At 54.5% G+C, this 18,826-nt stretch carries 16 protein-coding genes; 8 read left to right on the top strand and 8 right to left on the bottom strand.

Annotation, left to right across the window (positions count from 1 at the left end):
• Nucleotides 1-22: 22 nt before the first annotated feature.
• Nucleotides 23-1,402, bottom strand: a complete 1,380-nt coding sequence (locus tag P40081_RS24180; RefSeq protein WP_042138820.1) for a GntP family permease — start codon at nucleotides 1,400-1,402, stop codon at nucleotides 23-25.
• Nucleotides 1,403-1,751: 349 nt separating this feature from the next.
• Between P40081_RS24180 and P40081_RS24175 the strand changes: the two genes are divergently transcribed.
• From P40081_RS24175 to P40081_RS36585, 3 genes are all read left to right on the top strand, one after another.
• Nucleotides 1,752-2,153: an RrF2 family transcriptional regulator gene (locus tag P40081_RS24175; protein WP_039295309.1), complete on the top strand. Its 402-nt coding sequence runs from the start codon at nucleotides 1,752-1,754 to the stop codon at nucleotides 2,151-2,153.
• A gap of 77 nt (nucleotides 2,154-2,230) precedes the next feature.
• Nucleotides 2,231-3,136, top strand: a complete 906-nt coding sequence (locus P40081_RS24170) for an SAM-dependent methyltransferase (protein WP_042138819.1) — start codon at nucleotides 2,231-2,233, stop codon at nucleotides 3,134-3,136.
• Between the two features lie 168 nt (nucleotides 3,137-3,304).
• The gene (locus P40081_RS36585; protein WP_052421962.1) at nucleotides 3,305-3,733 is read left to right on the top strand and encodes a GreA/GreB family elongation factor; all 429 of its coding nucleotides are present in this window, start codon (nucleotides 3,305-3,307) and stop codon (nucleotides 3,731-3,733) included.
• A 313-nt stretch (nucleotides 3,734-4,046) separates the two neighbouring features.
• Here P40081_RS36585 and P40081_RS24160 read toward each other — a convergent pair whose 3' ends face one another.
• Both P40081_RS24160 and P40081_RS24155 read right to left on the bottom strand, forming a co-directional pair.
• Nucleotides 4,047-5,984: an NAD(+) synthase gene (locus P40081_RS24160; RefSeq protein WP_042138818.1), complete on the bottom strand. Its 1,938-nt coding sequence runs from the start codon at nucleotides 5,982-5,984 to the stop codon at nucleotides 4,047-4,049.
• A 540-nt stretch (nucleotides 5,985-6,524) separates the two neighbouring features.
• The gene (locus P40081_RS24155; RefSeq protein WP_042138817.1) at nucleotides 6,525-6,866 is read right to left on the bottom strand and encodes an antibiotic biosynthesis monooxygenase family protein; all 342 of its coding nucleotides are present in this window, start codon (nucleotides 6,864-6,866) and stop codon (nucleotides 6,525-6,527) included.
• Between the two features lie 303 nt (nucleotides 6,867-7,169).
• Between P40081_RS24155 and P40081_RS24150 the strand changes: the two genes are divergently transcribed.
• Nucleotides 7,170-8,021 carry an MBL fold metallo-hydrolase gene (locus P40081_RS24150; protein ID WP_231575180.1) on the top strand — a complete coding sequence of 284 codons (852 nt, stop codon included), beginning with the start codon at nucleotides 7,170-7,172 and terminating at the stop codon, nucleotides 8,019-8,021.
• A 167-nt stretch (nucleotides 8,022-8,188) separates the two neighbouring features.
• On the opposite strand, the gene P40081_RS24145 is transcribed toward P40081_RS24150, so the two are convergent.
• Complete coding sequence (locus tag P40081_RS24145) at nucleotides 8,189-8,959, bottom strand: DeoR/GlpR family DNA-binding transcription regulator (protein WP_039295325.1); 771 nt, start codon at nucleotides 8,957-8,959, stop codon at nucleotides 8,189-8,191.
• A 339-nt stretch (nucleotides 8,960-9,298) separates the two neighbouring features.
• Here P40081_RS24145 and P40081_RS24140 point away from each other — a divergent pair, with 339 nt between their 5' ends.
• Genes P40081_RS24140 through fucU form a run of 4 tightly spaced genes read left to right on the top strand, consistent with a single transcriptional unit; the run spans nucleotide 9,299 to nucleotide 13,712 of the window.
• Nucleotides 9,299-11,065, top strand: coding sequence for an L-fucose isomerase (locus tag P40081_RS24140; RefSeq protein ID WP_042138815.1), 1,767 nt, complete (start codon nucleotides 9,299-9,301; stop codon nucleotides 11,063-11,065).
• Between the two features lie 29 nt (nucleotides 11,066-11,094).
• On the top strand, nucleotides 11,095-12,582 hold the full coding sequence (locus P40081_RS24135; RefSeq protein WP_042138814.1) for a rhamnulokinase: 1,488 nt from the start codon (nucleotides 11,095-11,097) through the stop codon (nucleotides 12,580-12,582).
• Nucleotides 12,579-13,232: a class II aldolase/adducin family protein gene (locus P40081_RS24130; protein ID WP_231575179.1), complete on the top strand. Its 654-nt coding sequence runs from the start codon at nucleotides 12,579-12,581 to the stop codon at nucleotides 13,230-13,232. Before P40081_RS24135 ends, P40081_RS24130 begins: the two co-directional genes overlap by 4 nt.
• Before the next feature lie 39 nt (nucleotides 13,233-13,271).
• A complete protein-coding gene (gene fucU, locus P40081_RS24125) occupies nucleotides 13,272-13,712 on the top strand; it encodes an L-fucose mutarotase (protein ID WP_042138812.1) in 441 nt (146 codons plus the stop codon).
• Nucleotides 13,713-14,230: 518 nt separating this feature from the next.
• Here fucU and P40081_RS24120 read toward each other — a convergent pair.
• The 4 genes from P40081_RS24120 to P40081_RS24105 form a co-directional block, all read right to left on the bottom strand.
• Nucleotides 14,231-15,073, bottom strand: coding sequence for a sugar phosphate isomerase/epimerase family protein (locus P40081_RS24120; RefSeq protein WP_042138811.1), 843 nt, complete (start codon nucleotides 15,071-15,073; stop codon nucleotides 14,231-14,233).
• A 95-nt stretch (nucleotides 15,074-15,168) separates the two neighbouring features.
• A complete protein-coding gene (locus P40081_RS24115) occupies nucleotides 15,169-15,855 on the bottom strand; it encodes a rhamnogalacturonan acetylesterase (RefSeq protein WP_042138810.1) in 687 nt (228 codons plus the stop codon).
• 2 nt (nucleotides 15,856-15,857) lie between these two features.
• The gene (gene uxaC, locus P40081_RS24110) at nucleotides 15,858-17,294 is read right to left on the bottom strand and encodes a glucuronate isomerase (protein WP_042138809.1); all 1,437 of its coding nucleotides are present in this window, start codon (nucleotides 17,292-17,294) and stop codon (nucleotides 15,858-15,860) included.
• A 36-nt stretch (nucleotides 17,295-17,330) separates the two neighbouring features.
• Nucleotides 17,331-18,818 (bottom strand): UxaA family hydrolase, encoded by a 1,488-nt coding sequence (locus P40081_RS24105; protein ID WP_042138808.1) that lies wholly within the window; start codon nucleotides 18,816-18,818, stop codon nucleotides 17,331-17,333.
• Nucleotides 18,819-18,826: the final 8 nt, after the last annotated feature.

Here is an 18,826-nt window from a genome sequence, read left to right as displayed (position 1 = left end):
GCATAACCTCCATGGGGATGAATTAGAAGATGGATAGAACGATGGCAAGGGTGAATACGGCAATTGTCTTCAGGCAGGTGATGGCAAAGATATCTTTATAGGATTGCTTATGCGTAAGTCCGGTAATTGCCAGCAAAGTGATGACGGCACCGTTGTGTGGAAGCGTATCCATACCGCCGGATGCCATGGAAGCGATGCGGTGCAGCATTTCCGGGCTGATCCCCAGCGTCTGGGCCATGGACAGGTAGGATTTGCCCATGACCTCGAGGGCGATGGACAAACCGCCTGATGCGGAGCCGGTGACTCCGGCGAGAATGTTGACGGACAATGCTTCGGAAATTAGCGGATGATCGCTGATATTCATAATCCATTCCTGGATGGATTTGAAGCCTGGCAGTGTTTTGACGACGTTACCGAAGCCAACTTCAGATGCTGTGTTGAAAATGGCCAGCAGGGAGCCCATAGCTGCAGCGGTCAGGCCAGCGGCCATTTTGCCTTTGACCTGGCGGATATTGATGCAGCCGGCAGCGACAACCCCGATGCAGAGGGCAATAATTAAGGCCCAGCTTGAGGATACGGTTTTGACATTGGCGATATTGAAGGTCTCCAGCAGCGAGCTGCTGTACCAGTTCGTCACCGACATGGACGTCCGGCTGAGCAGAAAGTTGAATACGAGCACGAGCAGAAGCGGCAGAACGGAGATCCAGATGTTAGGATATTTGGCGTTCTCCAGCACCTCCGGTTCGTTCTTATGGCCGGTGCCATAGCCTTCCCCGTTAGCAGCTGCCTGCTTGCGGCGGCGTTCCAGCCACCACAGGCCGCCGATGAAGACGATCAGTGCGCCGGCAATACCGACGAGCGGAGCAGCATAGGCATCTGTACCGAAGTAAGTGGTCGGGATGATGTTCTGAATCTGCGGCGTACCCGGCAGGGCATCCATCGTATAGGTGAACGCTCCAAGTGCGATGGTGCCGGGAATGAGCCGTTTCGGGATATCGGCTTCACGGAAGATCGCTACAGCGAACGGATAGACCGCGAAGGCTACGACAAAGAGCGATACGCCGCCATAAGTCAGTACGGAGCAGGCGAGTACAACGGCAAGCATGGCTCTCTTTGAGCCGAGCGCTTTGACAATCGTCTGGGCGATGGACGAGGCAGCGCCGCTAAGCTCCATCATTTTACCGAAGATAGCGCCTAGCAGGAAGATCGGGAAGAAGTTCTTTACGTAGTTTGCCGCATTCAGCATGTATACTTCGGTGTAACTCGGCATCAGGGCGACCCCTGAGATAACTACCGCAAGCAGTGTGAATATAGGTGCAAAAACAATAACCGGAAACCCCCGGTAAGCGAAGAACATCAGCAGGCCAAGCGCCAGAACGATGGCTAAAACCTGAATAACCATGAGAACCCCCCTAATTAAATGTGTAACCTACTTTTTGCTTAAACGGAACCATAGCTCTGTTCCAGAAAACCTCGAATATGCTTTCGTCCCTTCCAACCTTGTGCGCGCAGGTCATTTGTTATGATGGTAACGCTTACATTCAAAGTGTACAACAGCATTCTGCAGGCGTAAAATTCAAGCGGTGCATGCAATCCATGAAAAAATTTTATGGATAGACCGGGACTATTTCTCCCACTTCGCCTCAGACAGGAAATCATTTCTGCACTTGCTTTTTGGCTGTATAAAATATATTATAGATAAATAAAGTCTTTGATTAGGAACAAAGTCCATACTTAAGGTGGAACAAGACATGAAATACTCAAAAGCAACGAACTACGCGCTGCACACGATGCTGTTCCTGGTGGCGTACGCTCCGGATAAGCCGGTAGGAGTGCAGCAGCTTGCCGAACGGCAGAATGTATCCCCTACGTATTTGTCCAAAATCCTGACTAAGCTGGTGAAGGCGGGGCTGGTGGAATCCGCATCCGGCGCGAACGGCGGGTATCGGCTGAGACGCAGGAAGGAAGAGATCTCGTTCCTGGATATTATCCATGCGATCGAAGGTACGGCTTCGCTGTTTGACTGCACACTTAATCATTCCAGCGAGTGTCTCATCCAGCAGGAGATGGTGAAGGCCGAAGGGCAGATGGAGGAGTATTTGCGCAATAAAATGATGTCCGAGCTTGCCGGAAAATTAACGGAGAGCCATTGAGCTCCGTTATTTTTTCGAGAATTTCATAGATATTATAAGTCTGTTAAGTCTGCGAAATAAGAGAGGATGGGTTAGAGATGAACAACGGATTATTTAATGCAGCAGTATGGGAGAAGGCCTGGAAGGAAGATCCCAAGGCAATGGCCAACAAGTTCAAAGCGATGGGGATGGACCCGCATCACAGCTTTGATCATAAGGCGAAGGTGTTCAATGAAGAGGTATTCAGTAGTGCGGGAAGAGACAGAAGTGAGCGGATTATCAGCTGGATGGAGGGCCAGGGAGTAGATTTCAATGGGCTCACTGTCCTGGATGTGGGCGCGGCTTCGGGCGGCTTCACCGTACCTTTTATCGAGAGAGGGGCTAAGGTAACGGCAGTAGAGCCTAACATTCCGCTGTCTGAACTGTTTCTGCACAACACCGCAGCCTACGCCCCCGGTCAAGTGGAGCTGGTACGCGAAGCCTTTGAGGATATCGATATTGCGGCCAAAGGCTGGCTGAACGCCTTCGATCTTGTGTTTGTATCCATGTGTCCGGCGGTATTTGACTGGGAGAGTGCGGAGAAGGTCATTAGCTGTGCCCGGCAATACTGTTATATCAGTACATCGGCGGGGGTTCAGGAGCATAGTCTCATGAATGAAGTGCTGCCGCTGCTGACGGGCCGGGCGGTGCATGCGGAATCTTCGGATATGGCCTACCTGATGCAGCTGCTGTATTTGAAGGGATATTCCTACGAATCGATTGTGACCCGCGAGACGAAAAGCAAGGAGCTATCCGTTGAAGCGGCGCTTGCTGAAGTAATAGAGATGCTGCCTATGCATCATTTGGACGGGAAAGAGGCTACCCTGAAGGTCGTTACGGATTATTTGCATACTGCTTATCCTGATCAAAAGGTAGTGATCCGCCAAGGCGGACGGTTCGGCAAGGTGCTGATCAAGCTGCAGGATCTCAACATGTACAGCAGAGCAGCTGCAGCCAAGCAGTAAATCACAACAGCATATATACATGACATTGTCTTTCCATAGAAAGATGCTATCATAGAGAGTAGATCCCCACGCGGGATCTATTTTATTATCTGGGAGGACTGAGGGCTATGAGTTTGAGCAAGCGTATTTTCGAGCATGACCTGATGAAGAAAGTGGGTGAAATCTACTATGAGCCATAGTCTCATAACGATTTCCCTGCGCCAGGAGCTGGTGCAGCAGCTGGTCTATCTCGATGAGCATAAATTCGTTATTCTGGACCGGGGCACATGGGAGTCGCCGGCCGAGCGGGCGGAGATTCAGTCCATGATCAGGAAGTATCAGGAGGCGGTGGAGCAGATTCTGTCCGGCGGGGATGAAGCGCTGGAGCAATCCACTGTTCTGGTCGGGTCGCGGGTATCACTGCGGATCGGGCAGGAAACGCTGAAGGATGCCTATAGAATTGTAATTCCGGGCGAAGCTGAGCTGGATGAATTCTGCATCTCCCTCTGGTCTCCGATGGGCAGGGGGCTTATTCTGGCGCGTCCCGGCGATACCGTCACGATCCAAACCCCGTTTGGCAGTGATGAAGTGCTGATTCTGGATAATGTGTATGATTGAACGGGCAGGAAGTGCAGTAACTGACTAGGGCGGTTAATAAAAAAGGGGCTTTCCAAAAAGTGCATTCTAAATAAACTGTAAAAAATCAGCAGAGCAGCGATCCTCCAATAAGCGAGGATCGCTGCTCTGTTTTAAGATTGAAGATACGATTCCCGCTTAAACAGCGGAGAGGACAGAACGATTGTGGAAAAGCGTTAGCGGTCGCCTTGGTCTCCGGATTTTCACCGCTAAGGGGAATAAAAAAATCTGGAGAGCACAGCGATTGGAACAACGGTCTGTTCGCGGAGCGTCCTCACGAGCGCCCAGGCGGTGATTACAATTCTTCGATTTCCCGCAGCCAGAGTGCAGCGGATGCATCACTCGGCATACGCCAGTCGCCGCGCGGCGAGAGGCTGACCGTACCGACCTTTGGTCCGTCCGGCAGGCAGGAGCGCTTGAACTGCTGGGTAAAGAAGCGAGTAACGAATACCTTCAGCCAGGCAACAAGCTGCTCTTTGGGATAAGCCTCACCGAAGGCGTGCTGGGCGAGGTAGAGCATTTTGCCGGGCGAAGCCCCTGTACGCAGCATGTAATACAGGAAGAAATCATGCACAATGTAAGGTCCCAGAATATTCTCCGTAAGCTGGACTATCTCTCCGGTTGCGGAAGGCGGCAGCAGCTCCGGACTGATTCCGGTCTCGATGATGCTGTAGAGGAACTTGCCCACCGTCTCATCGGCTTCATGATCCGCATACCAGGCGACGACATACTGAATCAGCGTCTTCGGAATGCCGGAATTCACGCTGTACATGGACATATGGTCGCCGTTATAGGTACACCAGCCAAGCGCCAGCTCGGATAAGTCGCCGGTGCCGATGACAATGCCGCCGTTCTTATTGGCGAGGTCCATCAGAATCTGCGTACGCTCCCGGGCTTGGACATTCTCATAAGTTAAGTCATGCACATCTTTGTCATGGCCGATGTCCTCGAAGTGCTGGAGGCAGGCAGCCTTGATATCAACGACCTGAAGCGAGGCGCCGAGCGCTTTGATCAGGCCGACAGCATTGTCGTAGGTCCGGTTCGTTGTGCCGAAGCCCGGCATTGTGACGGCAAGCACATCGCTGGCCGGACGGCCGAGCAGCTCCATTGCCCGCACTGCGACCAGCAGCGCAAGCGTAGAGTCGAGGCCGCCGGAGATGCCGATCACGGCCTGCTTGGTGCCGATGTGGCGGATGCGCTTCATCAGGCCGGAGGTCTGGATCGAGAGGATCTCCTGGCAGCGTTCTTCACGCTGCAGCGGGTTACCCGGAACAAACGGATTGACGCCGACCGTCCGTTTGAGCTCACGCTGGCTGTTCTCACGGACGGGTGAAACGTAGAGCAGCTCGCGGTAATTACGGCCGCCCTTGCCGGCCCGGAAGGTGCCCATCACGGTGCGGGAATACTGAATCCGCGGAAGATCAATATCGGCGGTGATCATCCGGCTCTCATGGGTGAAGCGTTCAGACTCGGCCAGCAGCTGGCCGTTCTCTGCGATCAGCGAGTGCCCGCCGAATACAACATCCGTGGTGGATTCGCCGGTATTGCAGCCGGCATAGACATAACCGGCTACGCAGGAAGCGGACTGGCTGCCCACCAGCTGGCGGCGGTAATCGGCTTTGCCGACCAGCTCATTGCTGGCAGACGGGTTGAACAGAAGCGTTGCCCCTGCCTGGGCCAGCAGGCTGCTTGGAGGCACCGGCACCCAGAGATCCTCGCAGATCTCCACGCCGAAGGATACATTGCCATTGCTCTCGCAGGCAAAGATGAGATCATTGCCGATGGGTACAACGGCTCCGCCGATCCGCAGCTCGGACACTTCCAGTTCTTCCGCACCGGCGAACCAGCGCGGCTCGTAGAATTCGCTATAACCGGGAATGCAGGTCTTCACGACAATTCCGAGAATATGACCCTGCTGGATGACGGCAGCGCAGTTGAACAGCCGGCTCTTGATGGAGATGGGCAGGCCGGCGATAACGATCATTGTATGTTCTGCCGTTGCGGCAGTGATCCGGAGCAGTGCCTCCGTGGCGGCGTCCAGCAGCCTGGGCTGCAGGAACAGATCCGCACAGGTGTACCCCGTGATGCACAGTTCCGGGAGTACCAGGTACTCAACCTCCTGTGCCGCGGCATTATTTATGACTTCAATAATTTGTTCGGAATTGAATACGCAGTCGGCCACCTTGAGCTCGGGGGAAGCGGCAGCGACTCGCGCGAATCCGTGATTCTGCATGCATTTCACCTGTCCTTTACCTGTCCTTTAGTAGAAGTACACTATCTAAATATTGTACCCATCAAATGGCATTGGTAACAAGCGGGGATTTGCAGCAATAAGCAGCAGCCGAACGGGACGCGCTTTTTGGTAGATTAGGAAATCATTCAATTCCCACAAATGTGAATAACTTCGAAGAAGCACCTGAAGAAACGGGGAACAGCATTGGTAGTTGGCAGGAGTGTGGCAGCGTTGGCGGTAGGAAATAATTGGATTTTCTCCACTTGATCATGAACGGAGGCGCACTTGCCGGGCAGCAGTTGGATAAACGGCACTTACTTTGCCGGAAATAGTCTGGAGTAGGGATTATGCCCGAAATTAAATGACGTTTCTCCAACTAATTACCTCTTAAGCTCCAAAATGTTCAAATTAAGATACGTTTCTCCAATTGCTACTAATGATGCAGAGCCAGAGTGGATATGACCAATGATCACCATTTAAGCAGCTGCTAATTTCAATGCGGGATTCAGCCGGTACCTAACCATTAATTTTTGGGGTGGACTAACGGACCGGGGGGCTCCCCTTTTCAAATCCATAGTCTCTTTCAACCTTGCAGATTCTTGTCTTATAAGTCATATACCAGTCCGCAATCCCTTTCCGCTGGGCGACCAGATGCCGTTCGTTGTGCTTCCATTGCTGGATAGCCTCGAGAGAATCCCAATAAGAGACAGTAATCCCTACACCATCTCTGGCGCTCTCTACTCCAAGAAATCCTGGCTGGGCGGCTGCGAGTTTGTCCATTTCCTCGGCCATCTCCGCATATTGGTTATCCCCGTCTGTCCGTTCGGATGTGAAAATCACTGCATAATAAGGGGGCGCTGGTGTGTTAGCAATTTCACTCATGACTTTCCCTCCGTTTGATTGGAATGTTGCTATTTCATTTATCTATTTTATTATCTAATTCTTTATCTATAGTAGTGCATCTATGATCCGGATGTATAGCCTGGCGGACGAACCGGCCTGTCAGACCTGCATGAAGCACGCGCCGGTCCACAGAAGCGGGATGGCAGGGAAGGGGATTGTGCAGCGGTAAGACAACGGGCGGAGGAGCAAAATCCGCGATTGAAGCCAGGGGCCTGCGGGCCGCGTTTGCGTGCAAGCTGGTTTTGGGTTAGAATTTTGCCGAGAAGAAGGGAGGGCATGTACATGCCGTTAACAGGAAAAGAATTGATCGAGGAAGTCCGGGCGACCGAGGTGCCCTATGGCTGTCTGGCCGTCTGGTTTCTGGGACAAGCCAGTGTGATTATCAAAGGGGCAGAGGTGACCGTTTATATTGATCCATATGTCTCTCCTGACCCGGACCGGACGTTCCCGCCGCCGATTCCGCCTGCGGAGATTACGAACATGCAGGTATGCCTGATCACCCATGACCACTCGGATCATCTGGATGAGCGGGCGTTGCCGATGCTTGCAGAGCTCAATCCCGCAGCCCGGTTTATAGCTCCGGCGGTCTGCCTGGAACGGTTGCAGGGACTCGGAATACAGAAGGAGCGCCTAACCGCAGCGTTGCCTGCTCATGCAGCAGAACCCGCACCCGGCCTGCAGGTGTTCCCGGTTGCTGCGGCGCATGAACAGCTGGAGCGCGATGAACAGGGCAACCCCAAGTATGTCGGCTACATCCTGCAGCTGAACGGGGTCACGCTGTATCATGCCGGAGATACGGTTCTGTTCCCTGAGCTGATTGAGGAAGTCGGCAGCCGGAAGATCGACCTGGCGCTGCTGCCGATTAACGGCCGCGACTATTACCGGGGAAGCCGCAATATTGTCGGCAATATGAACTACCGGGAAGCGGCGGAGTTTGCGGCGACCAGCGGTTTTGAGACCGTCGTTCCGCTGCATTATGATCTGTACGCCGGTAACGCCGAGAATCCGGGGTATTTCGTCGATCACCTGTACCGCCACTTCCCGGAGCAGAAATTTCATATGATGGCCAGAGCCGAACGGTTCGTCTATGTGTCGGCGCAGGCTTTTAAGAACAGCACTCCAGACTCCAAGTAAGCGCATTCAAAAAGATCAGCCGAATTTCTTGAACACCATCCACAAAAGCGAAATCAGACACACGCCGACGGCGGCGAGAACCAGCGGAAACCACAGTGGTGCGGAGGTTGCAGCAATCTGGATCATCCCCATACTGTGGTTCACCTCCTTCCGGTGCAGAGTTTGCGCTACTGCAGCGCAGGATAGAGCAGAGACACCTGATATTTGCTTAAGAAATCAATCCATTCTTCGGACGGCCGCTGATCGGTGACGATATAATCGACCTTGTCGAAGCTGAACAGCCGGATGAAGGCGATCCGGTCGAACTTGGAATGGTCGGCAAGGAGCACAACTTTGTTCGCCTGCTGCTGCATCAGAACCTTGAGCTCGGTCTCCGCTTCGTTCGAATCGCTGAGTCCCCCGGTCATGGAGAGCGCCTTACAGCTGAAGATGGCCACATCCACATTATATTTCAGGATCGTCTGCGACGCCGTCGGCCCAACAAAAGAGCTGGTCTCCGGACCCAGGATGCCTCCCGTGGAAATGAGCTTCTGTCCGGAATGCTGGAACTCTGACAATACCGCCAGGGAATTGGTGATGATTGTCAGATTTTTTTTGTCCTCCACGATTCTCCGCAAGCCTTCAAAAGCCGTTGTGCTGGTATCAGTCATCACACTGTCCCCGTCACTGATCAGCTCCAGCAGACATGCGGCAATCATCCGCTTCGCTTCAATGTTGACCTGATGCCTGTGGGAGTAGGAGGGGTCCTCGTTGGTATGGGCGTTCAGAATCGCCCCGCCGTAATTCTTCTTGGCAATACCCTCTTTATCCAGCCGGTCGAGATCACGCCGGATGGTCTCCTCCGATACACCAAATTTCTGCGCCAGGTCCGCTACGTGAACCTTCTTATGCCTGTATAGCTCGTTGATTACCAGATCCCGCCGTTCAAAAGCCTTCATCCCGTTGCCCACCCTTGATTAAATAGTTCTAGCCATAGTATATCAACTAGTTTACTACATATTTCTCCAAAACTTAAATTATTAAAACGAGCATGATCCCACACTATATTTGAATTATATCACATAATACCACATAAATATCAAATAAAAAGTGTGGAATATTGTTGACTTTATGGGTTATGAAATCTATGATGGAGAAGAAAAGGATTAGTCGGCGGAGAATGCCCAGAGTTTGCAGACAGTAGCAGGCTGTATTTGATAGCGCTTACTAATCGGAGTGTACTGCTCCAATGAAATTATTTTATCCAAATCAACCATTGATTCCGGGGAGGAACGGCAGTGACAGCAAATTATCCGAAGATTGGTATCCGGCCTACGATTGACGGCAGAAGACGCGGGGTGCGTGAATCGCTTGAGGCCCAGACTATGGGGATGGCACAGCGTGTGGCGGCATTTTTGCAGGAGAATTTATTTTATCCGGACGGTTCGCAGGTGGAGTGTATTATTGCTGATTCTACCATTGGCGGTGTGAAGGAAGCTGCGGCGGCAGCGCAGAAGTTCGCAGGTGCGGGTGTAGGTGTATCAATTACGGTCACACCTTGCTGGTGTTATGGATCAGAAACGATGGATATGGATGCTTCTATTCCGCATGCGGTATGGGGATTTAACGGAACGGAACGCCCCGGGGCGGTGTATCTGGCGGCAGTGCTGTCTGCTTATGCGCAAAAAGGAATTCCGGCCTTTGGCATCTACGGCGAAGATGTTCAGGAATCCAGCAGTGAAGAGATCCCAGCGGATGTACAGGCCAAGCTGCTCCAGTTCGCGAAGTCGGCACTTGCGGCTGCGCTGATGAAAGGGAAGTCTTATCTGTCGATGGGCTCCGTATCCATGGGGATCGCCGGTTCCATCGTCAACGAGCAGTTCTTCCAGGAGTACCTCGGCATGCGCAATGAGTATATCGATATGTCTGAATATGTCCGGAGATTCGAGGAAGAGATCTATGATCCTGAGGAATTGGGGCGGGCACTGGCCTGGGTGAAGGACAACTGCCGGGTGGGAGCGGACAATAACCCGCAGCATCTGCAGCTCAGCGAAGAGGTTAAGGAAGAGCAATGGGAGACCTGTGTCAAAATGGCGCTGATCGCCCGCGATCTGATGATCGGCAATCCGGAGCTGGCGAAGCTCGGCTTCGAGGAAGAAGCGGACGGCCACAACGCTCTGCTGGGCGGCTTCCAGGGCCAGCGCCAATGGACGGATCACTTCCCGAACGGTGATTTCATGGAGACGATTCTTAACTCCTCGTTCGACTGGAACGGCAGACGGGCACCTTATATTGTCGCGACCGAGAACGACAGCCTGAACGGGGTCACGATGCTGTTCAATTATCTGCTGACGAATACGGCGCAGATTTTTGCCGATGTCCGTACCTTCTGGAGTCCGGCTGCGGTGAAGCGTGTAACCGGATACGAGCTGGAGGGGGCAGCGGCAGGCGGTCTGCTGCATCTGATTAACTCCGGTTCAGCGGCACTGGACGGAACCGGTGAGCAGAGCATTGACGGCAAGCCGGCGATCAAGCCGTTCTGGGACATCACGGATGAGGAAGAGGCTGCCTGTCTCGCACAGACCCAGTTCCGCCCGGCCTCGCAGGAATATTTCCGCGGGGGCGGCTTCTCGACAGACTACCTGACCAAGGGCGGAATGCCGGTCACCATGGCCCGGCTGAATCTGGTCAAGGGCCTCGGGCCTGTGCTCCAGCTGGTGGAAGGCTTCACGGTGGAGCTGCCGGGAGAAGTGCATGATACGCTGGATCAGAGAACGGACCCTACCTGGCCGACAACCTGGTTCGCACCTAAGCTGACAGGCAAGGGCTCGTTCCAGTCTGTATATGATGTGATGAACAATTGGGGCGCCAACCACGGTGCGATCAGCTACGGGCATATTGGAGCCGATCTGATTACCCTAGCCTCGATCCTGCGGATTCCGGTCAGTATGCATAACGTGGAGGAATCGCGTATTTTCCGGCCGCGTGTCTGGTCGCTATTCGGCACAGAGGATCTGGAAAGTGCTGACTACAGAGCCTGCCGTAACTTTGGGCCGCTCTACTAAATCTTCAAAGTGAAGCGGGTGCAGAGAACATGGGCGAAGAGATAATCAAGCTGCTGGCCATCGATCTGGGTGCCAGCTCCGGCAGGGTCATGCTGGGAACGTATGCTGGAGGGAAGGTGGAGGTGGAAGAAATCCGCCGCTTCCCTAACGGGCCCGTAGAGGCTGACGGGCAGTTGTACTGGGATGTCCAGCAGCTGTTTCATGAGATGAAGCAGGGGATTCTGGAGGCCGTGAAGTCCCGCGGCCCATTGCAGTCGTTGAGTGTCGATACCTGGGGAGTCGACTATGGCTTCCTGGATGCTGAGGGGGAGCTGCTGTACTCCCCGCATCACTACCGGGACCAGCGGATGGAGGGTATTGCTTTGGCGTTGGAGGCTGCCCTGCCTCCTGAAGAGCAGTTCAGGCTGACGGGCAACCAGTCCAGCCCGATTAATACGGTGTATCAATTATTTGCCGATCTGCAGGCTAATCCGGAGCTTACACAAAAGGCCAGTCTGCTGATGATGATGCCTGACCTGTTCAATTATATGTTCAGCGGCACGGCGGTCGCCGAGCAGACCATCTGGAGCACCAGCGGCCTGCTGAATCCGGATTCGTCTGCTCCGGCAAGCGAAGTGCTGCGCAGGCTGGAGCTGCCGGTGAAGCTGATTCCCCGGCTGGTGCCGGCGGGCACTGTAATCGGCGAGCTTCGGCCAGGCCTGCAGGAAGAGCTTGGTTCCGGCCCGCTCAAGATCATTGCCGGGGCTTCGCATGACACTGCTTCCGCTGTGGCTTCCATCCCTTACGGGCTTGGAGGCTCGAACGGCGTTGAGGGTTCCGCCGCCTTCATCAGCTGCGGAACCTGGTCGCTGGTCGGCCTGGAGACTGAGGAGCCCGTACTTAGCGCCGAGGCCGACGCCTACGGCTTCACCAATGAGAGCTGCTTCGGCGGCACGAACCGCCTGCTGAAGAATATCACCGGCCTGTGGCTGCTGCAGGAGACCCAGCGCGGCTGGGCAGAAGCGGGAGAACCGCTCAGCCATCAGGAGGCGGCAGAGCTGGCTGAGGGGCTGGACCGGTCGACAGCGCGCATAGCCGTTCTGGACCCGAACGATCCCCTCTTCAGCACCCCGGGGGATATGCCGCTGCGGATTGAATCGTATTGTATCCGCACAGGCCAGCCTGTACCGCAGAGCCGGGCGGAGATCATCCGTACCATTCTGGAGAGCCTGGCCCAGTCTTACGCCAGCACGATCCGCGAACTGGAGACACTCACAGGCAGCCCGGTCAGCTGCATTCATATGGTCGGCGGAGGCATCCAGAACAAGCTGCTATGCCAGCTTACAGCGGATGCCACAGGCAAAGAAATCATTGCCGGACCGGTAGAGGCGAGTGCAATCGGCAACGTATTGGTGCAATTGACGGCACTGGGAGCGATTGAAGCATCCGAAGCCAGAACAATTGTAGCCCGTTCCAGTGCCCCTGTCCGGTATCAGCCGGCTTTAACAATTATCCATAGCGATCAAGGAGGACAATGATGAATACGAAGGAAGAGGAATTGCGGCGGCTTATCTGTGATATCGGCCGCAATCTGTTTAATAAGGACTTTATTGCCGCCAATGACGGCAACATCTCGGCACGCCTGTCGGCTACAGAGGTAATCACCTCACCAACAGGAGTCAGCAAAGGCTATCTGCAGCCGCATATGCTGGTCAAAGTGAATCTGCAGGGAGATATCCTTGAAGCTGCGGAAGGCTACCGGCCATCTACGGAAGTGAAGATGCATCTGAAGATTTACAATGAGCTGCCGGAGATGGGCGGTGTAGTTCATGCGCATCCGCCGTATGCTACCGCTTTTGCCATCAAGGGCGAAGCGCTCGACAAGATGATGATGCCGGAGTCGGTGATTGCCATGGGGGATATTCCACTGGCGGTATACGGAACGCCTTCAACCGAAGAGATTCCGGATTCACTGATCCCCTTCCTCGGCAAGAAAACGGCTGTCCTGCTGGAGAGCCATGGCGCATTGACCTGGGGCAAGGATGTAATGGCTGCCTACATGAATATGGAGCGGCTGGAGTACACGGCGAAGCTGACCTTCCTGACCCGGATGATCGGCGGAGAACGTGAGCTTCCTCAGCACCGGATCGAGGAGCTGGTAGCTTTGAGATCGTTCTACGGCATGTAAGCCGTGGCTTCGACACAGGAATGAAGGAGGATAGTAGTCATGCTCAAAAAAATACCCAAGCTCCTCTCCCCCGAGCTGGTCCGTACCCTGATGGAAATGGGCCATGGGGATGAACTGGTCCTGGCGGATGCCAATTATCCGGGCCACGGGCTGCATTCCAGAGTGCTCCGGGCGGACGGCATTGGCATTCCCATGCTGCTGGACGCGATCCTGGAGCTGCTTCCGCTGGATCACTATGTGCCCGCGCAGGCGGCATTCATGGCTGTAGTGGAGGGTGATCCTACCGTTCCGGTGATATGGGAGACGTACAAGGAGATCCTGGCCAAACATGACGCTGCGGCACAGGTGGAGTATGAGGAGCGTTTTGAATTCTACAACCGCTCGAAGCGGAGCTATGTGATCGTGATCACCGGGGAAGAGGCGCTGTACGGGAATATTATTCTCAAAAAAGGTGTGATCCCGCCGGATGCCGGGGTATAACAACAGGTTCAAGTCTGCGTAATATCGCAGGATAAAGGATAATCCTTCTGTTTAAATTTAAAAAGATAAGACCGCCCGGCATTGGAGAGCGGTCTTATTGCTATATCAGTTGCTCAAATGTAGAAACGTCACATGAAATGTTATGTGTTGTGTAATTTGGATCCACTGACCCTGCGTTTGCACATATTTTGAGAGTAACTAGTGTGAAGTGAATAGATTTAATTGCATTTCGTGCAATTAAACAGATGGTGAAAAACCGGATTGTCCGTTTAACTGTATTCAGTACAATTAAAATCAGCGGTAAGTCTACTTTTACGGAATATGGGGGTTTTAAGTGTACAAAGTGCAATTAAAACCCTCGCAGCGCAAAAATTGATCACTTTAGTTGTACAAAATACACTTAGGACCGGAGCGAAGGACCGGTTACTATAAATTGCTCATTTCTAGTATTGAACCGGCCCCTAAACCGGGTCGAACATGAACAAGTGCCCCGTACGCCATATGGCCGGGGCATTTATTCATATTTCGTTATACATCCGCCGGAGCAGCTCTGCACTGCCGCGCATATGCTCTTCGGGAGTGCTCTCCAGCAGGCCCTGAATATGCGGACGGTTATATTTCATGTAATGGAGCAGCGGAGCGAAGTTCAGCAGTCCCTGTCCTGCAGGGACGATCTTAATCCGCCCATCCCTGACCGTGAAATCCTTCAGATGCAGCACCGCGATCCGGTCACCCAGCAGCTCAAGAGCCTCTGCAACAATACTCTCCTGCTGCAGGTAGTTATCCGGCGTCATCAGATTGGCTGCATCGAATATAATCTGCAGATTACTGGAGGCCACTTCGTCCAGCAGCCGTCTGGTCAGCTGAGCCGTGTGAAGCGGGTGGTTAATCCCTGCCTCGATGCCGACCGTCACCCCGAAACGCTCTGCTTCCGCAACCATTGCTTTGACAGAAGCCGCAACTTGTTCAAAAGCTTCCTCCGTGAAATTATCCGGCGTATATCCCTTTCCCACACTGCCTGTCTCGGTACCTACCAGACTTGCCCCGAAATCACGGGCCAGCCGCAGATGGGTACTGAAGTCATTTAATGCCTGTGCGCGCCGGGCGGGATCAGGATCAATGATGTTTACATAGCAGCCGAGCACAGCAATCCTGATGCCGGCCTGCCTGAAGGCTTCGCCATAATAGGCAGCCGTTCCCGGACTGAGTGCGCCAAGTCTGGGCGCACTCTCCGGAAAGGACTTATGCAGCGCGAACTGAATAGAGGAGAAGCTGTGTTCTTCCAGCTTCTCAATCAGCTGCGGCAAAGCACATGGGTTGAAATCATGGGCGCGGACGCCGAGGTGAAACGGTACGGTCATATGTTCTACTCCTTTGCTCTGCAATTTCCCGCAAATAAGGCCGCCTGTGTCCGCAAGGGCACAGGGCGGCCAAGTCAAGCGATGAGGTTACCGCGCTATACCCGCAAGTAAGGCTGCAGAGCCGAGAGTCCCGCAGTCTGTTCCATCGCTTCCGCTACCAGCGAGGCGATCCGCTGCGCGCCTGCCTGCGAGAAATGGGTGTCATCCGCGATCCCGTCAGGGTAATTGGGATGGCTTCCCGGCGGCAGATGCATGAACAGCTGCTGTGAGCCTTCGATTCCCAGCGAGCGGTAGAGCTGCTGCGAGGAGGCGAAGATATCGAGCAGCGGTGTTCCGGTCTCCGCTGCAACCTCGCGCATGGCCTGCGGGTATGGCCCCACGGCCTCAGGATCAGGTTCACCCTCCGCTGTAAAGCGGCGGCGGCTCACAGAGGTCAGCAGCAGCGGGAACCCGCCGCGGCTGCGGGCGGAATCGATAAATACCTTAAGATTCTGGCGGTATTCGGTATCCGGATCCGTATAACGCGCCGGATCTTCAATCTTCTGGTCATTATGACCGAACTGAATCAGCAGGAAGTCTCCAGCCTGGAAGTCCTGCTCGATCTCTGCAAGCCTGCCTTCAGTCAGGAAGGAGCGTGTGCTCCGTCCGTTCACTGCCCGGTTCTCAATCCGCACCTCCGGTCCCACATGCCCGTGCAGAAATTCTCCCCATCCGGTCATCGGCGATTCGGAGGCCGCCTTCCGGGCTGCGGTAGAATCTCCGGCAATATAGATAGTCGGCATCTTCAGCGCTCCTTCACCCGGGCGGTAACCTCCACCGGGCTGCCGGAGGTCTGGAAGCCGAAATAGCCTGCTGCATTATTGTAGGAGATATCCTCTACCATTGAACCCAGTAAGTCTATGTCATCCGGTGCCTCACCGCGTTCCACGAGTTCACCGATCAGCTCACAGAGCACCCGGCGGAAATATTCATGCCGGGTATAAGAGAGGAAGCTGCGTGAATCGGTCAGCATGCCGACGAAGTTACCCAGCAGGCTGTTGTCAGCCAGCAGCGTCAACTGCTGGCGCATACCGCTGCGCGTATCGTTGTACCACCAGCCGGAGCCGAGCTGGAGCTTGCCGGCGGTATCCTTCTGGTAACAGCCTAGCAAAGCCAGGAGGGCAGGGTAGTCGCCGGGATTCAGCGAGTACAGGATGGTCTTCGGCAGCCCGCTGCCGCTCTCGGCACGGTCAAGCAGCTGCGACAGCGGTGTGGTCAGCGGCAGGTCGTTAATGCCGTCGTATCCGGTATCCGGCCCTAGCTTCCGGAACATTGGCGTGTTGTTGTTGCGGTAGGCATGCAGATGAAGCTGCATGGTCCAGTCTTTGGCCTGGTAGAAGCCGATCAGTGCAGTCAGCAGCTCTGTACGGTAGAGGGTGATTTCCTGCGGTGACAGGGAAGCACCCTGCAGTCTTTTGGCGAAGACCGCCTGGGCAGCTTCCGGTTCACCGGCTTCGTAACGCAGCACATCAAGGGCATGGTCCGACAGGCGGCAGCCATTCTCATGGAAGAAGTCCACACGGTTGCTCAGTGCCTCAAGCAAGGCCGCATAAGTCTTGACCTGCTGACCTGTAGCCTGCTCCAGCTTGCCTATCCAGGCGCTGAAGCCTTCGGCATCGATGTTCAGTGCCTTGTCGGGACGGAAGGTCGGGAACACCTGGAACGCGGTCTCAGAGTCTCTGAGCAGCTTGTGGTATTCCAGCGAGTCTGCCGGATCATCCGTAGTACAGATTACCTTGACGTTCGAACTGCGGATCAGACCGCGGCGGGTGAACGCCGGTTCGGCCAGCTTGCGGTTCACCTTCTCCCAGATGGCCGGTGCAGAAGCTTCGTTCAGCAGCTCATTAACGCCGAAGAAGCGGCGGAGCTCCAGATGGGTCCAGCTGTACAGCGGGTTGCCGATGGCTTTCGGGAGTGTGCGGGCCCAGGCCAGAAATTTATCATAATCGGAGGCATCCCCGGTAATATGCGATTCCGGCACACCGTTCGCGCGCATCAGCCGCCATTTGTAATGATCTCCATAAAGCCAGGCTGCCGTGAGGTTCTCGAACGGTTTATCCTCATAGATTTCGCGCGGGTCCAGATGGCAATGGTAATCGACAATCGGCATTGTTTTGGCATGCTGATGAAAGAGCTGGCGTGCGGTATCGCCGGATAACATGAAATCTTCATTAAGAAACATGGATAAGATCTCCCTTTGCATGAATTTGGATAGGGTTTATAGCGTAACGCCGGTTTTGAAAATAGCCAGCTCGCGCACTTCATTCTGCTCGTTCCGTGTTTTTTGGCCGCTGGCGACATCAATGATATAAGTGATGAATTCCTCCAGCACATCGGCCATCGGTGTTTCCAGCAGAGGACCGGCGTTGAAGTCCATCCAGTGGCCTTTTTTGGCAAAAAGATCGTTGTTGGTGGCCACCTTCACCGTAGGTACGAAGCTGCCGAAGGGCGTTCCGCGTCCGGTAGTGAACAGCACCAGCTGGCAATCCGAAGCAGCGAGAGCGGAGGCGGCTACCAGATCGTTGCCGGGAGCCTGAAGGAGGCTCAGCCCTTTTTTGCGCAGCTTCACGCCATATTGCAGCACATCGACCACCGGCGAAGTTCCGGCCTTCTGGGTGCAGCCCAGCGATTTGTCCTCCAGGGTGCTGATGCCGCCGGCTTTGTTGCCTGGAGAAGGATTCTCGTATACAGGTTCGCCGTACGAGAGGAAATACTGCTTGAAGTTATTGATCAGCGACACGATCTCTTCATAGACCTCATGGCTTTCTGCACGCGCCATCAGCATCTTCTCTGCACCGAACATTTCCGGCACTTCCGTCAGCACCGAGGTTCCGCCCTGGGAGATGATGAAGTCGGAGAATGCCCCCAGCAGCGGATTGGCTGTGATCCCGGAGAACCCGTCGGAGCCGCCGCATTTCAGGCCGATGTTCAGCTCACTGAGCGGAACCGGCTCACGGACATCGTTCTTCGCAGCCTCATACAGCTGCTCCAGCAGTTCAAGGCCGGCTTCTACCTCATTGCCCACCTCCTGGGCAACCAGGAATTTCACCCGTGACTCGTCATAATCCCCCAGCATGCTGCGGAATTCAGCGACAATGTTGTTCTCGCAGCCGAGCCCGAACACGAGCACCCCGCCGGCGTTCGGATGGTTGACCGCGTCGAGCAGAATGCTGCGGGTCATGCGGTGATCATCGCCGAGCTGCGAGCAGCCGTATGGATGCTTCAGCACCGTGAAGTTATCGAAGCCGCCAAGATCGGGATGCTCAGCCTTGAACTCCTGCAGCATTTGCTCGGCAATCCCGTTCACACAGCCCACAGTCGGGATAATGAACAGATCATTACGGATGCCGACCTTGCCGTTACTCCGGCGGTACCCCTGGAAGGTCAGATCACGCCGGGGGTAGGTAACCTGGTGAACATCCGGCACATACTCATATTCCTCTTCGCCGGACAGATTGGTCTTGATATTATGCGTATGAATCCAGTCCCCTGCGGCAATCGGAGCGATGGCATGGCCGATAGGATAACCGTATTTGGTGATAACCTCATCAGTCTGGAAATCAGTCAGGGCAATCTTGTGGCCCTGCGGAATATCCTGTGCTGCCTGAAGCGTCAAGCTGTCTATGGTGAGCTGCTCCCCGGCCGATATCGGCCGCAGGGCTACAGCTACTGTATCTCTGGGGTTCATTTTCATTAAGTGCTTCATGTTGGACC

The organism is Paenibacillus sp. FSL P4-0081 (genome assembly GCF_000758565.1).
In the GTDB taxonomy this organism is placed as follows: domain Bacteria; phylum Bacillota; class Bacilli; order Paenibacillales; family Paenibacillaceae; genus Paenibacillus_AQ; species Paenibacillus_AQ phytohabitans.
Note: the sequence above shows the minus strand (reverse complement) of the source record. Positions and strands in the feature narration are given on the sequence as shown.